This window comes from Staphylococcus ureilyticus (genome assembly GCF_002902235.1).
In the GTDB taxonomy this organism is placed as follows: Bacteria; Bacillota; Bacilli; order Staphylococcales; family Staphylococcaceae; genus Staphylococcus; species Staphylococcus ureilyticus.
Genome location: NZ_PPRL01000057.1, coordinates 1 through 1,643, shown reverse-complemented (window position 1 = coordinate 1,643; position 1,643 = coordinate 1). Strand labels below are relative to the sequence as shown.

The window sequence follows — 1,643 nt, the reverse complement described above, 5'->3', positions numbered from 1 at the left end:
ACTGCAGGTAAAGGTGATTTACAAACAAGATTGGATAGTATCTCATCTGTAACGTCACCAGAAGTAAACGATGTAGATGGTAACGGAGTCTTGGATACTGAACAATTATCCGAAGCATCTCAAGCAGTGACTAATGCAGAACAAGCGAAATCCGCAGTGGATACGAAGTTATCTGAGATTACAGCAGATGGATTAGTGACTCCAGATGAAAAATCTGCAGTAGACGCGTTAATCCAAACATTAGAAAGCGCGAAGCAAACAGCCCAAGAGAAGGTAAATAGTGTACCGAACGGTACTACAGGCAAAGGTGAGCTACAAACAAGACTGGATAACATCACATCTGTAACTTCACCAGAAGTGAACGATGCAGATGGTAACGGAGTCTTGGATACAGACCAATTGTCTGAAGCAACGCAAGCAGTGACAAAAGCGGAACAGGCAAAAACCGCAGTTGATACTAAATTGGCAGAAGTAACATCAGATGGTCTAGTAACAACAGATGAAAAATCTGAAGTAGATACATTAATTCAAACATTAGAAAGTGCGAAACAAACAGCACAAGAGAAAGTAAATAGCGTACCGAACGGTACTGCGGGTAAAGAAGATTTACAAACAAGATTGGATAACATTGCATCCGTAACATCACCAGAAGTGAACGATGCAGATGGTAACGGAGTCTTGGATACGGATCAATTATCCGAAGCATCTCAAGCCGTAGCGAATGCGGAACAGTCAAAAACAGCAATAGATACGAAGTTGACTGAAATAACGTCAGACGGTTTAGTGACTCCAGATGAGAAATCCGCAGTAGATGCGTTAATCCAAGGATTAGAAAGCGCAAAACAAACAGCCCAAGAAAAGGTAAATAGTGTGCCATCTAGTACGGTAGGTAAGACAGATTTACAAACAAGATTAGACAACATCGCATCCATAACATCGCCAGAAGTAAACGATGCAGATAGTAATGGAGTCTTGGACACAGATCAATTATCCGAAGCATCTCAAGCCGTAGTGAATGCAGAACAAGCGAAATCCGTAGTAGATAATAAATTAGCAGAAGTAACATCAGACGGTTTAGTAACACCAGATGAGAAAACAGCAGTAGATGCGTTAATCCAAGCATTAGAAACAGCGAAGCAAACAGCCCAAGAAAAGGTGAATAGTGTACCGTCTAGTACCGAAGGTAAGTCTGATCTTCAAACAAGATTAGATAACATCGTGTCAGTAACTTCACCAGAAGTGAACGATGCAGATGGTAACGGAGTCTTGGATACAGACCAATTGTCTGAAGCAACGCAAGCAGTGACAAAAGCGGAACAAGCAAAAGCAGCAGTAGATAATAAGGTGACAGAAGTAACATCAGATGGATTAGTGACACCTGATGAAAAATCTGAAGTAGATGCGTTAATCCAAACATTAGAAACAGCGAAGGAAACGGCTCAAGAAAAGGTAAATAGCGTACCGAATGGTACTGCAGGTAAAGATGATTTACAAACAAGATTAGATAACATCGTCTCTGTAATGTCACCAGAAGTAAATGACGCAGATAGCAATGGTGTGCTAGATACAGAACAATTGTCTGAGGCATCTCAAGCAGTAGCGAATGCGGAACAAGCGAAAACCGCAGTGGATACGAAGTTATC

General features: G+C 41.3%; 1 protein-coding gene. It reads left to right on the top strand.

Annotated elements, in window-relative coordinates:
• The coding region (locus CD150_RS13380; RefSeq protein WP_206185632.1) for a GA-like domain-containing protein at positions 1 to 1,643 on the top strand (1,643 nt) is incomplete at both ends.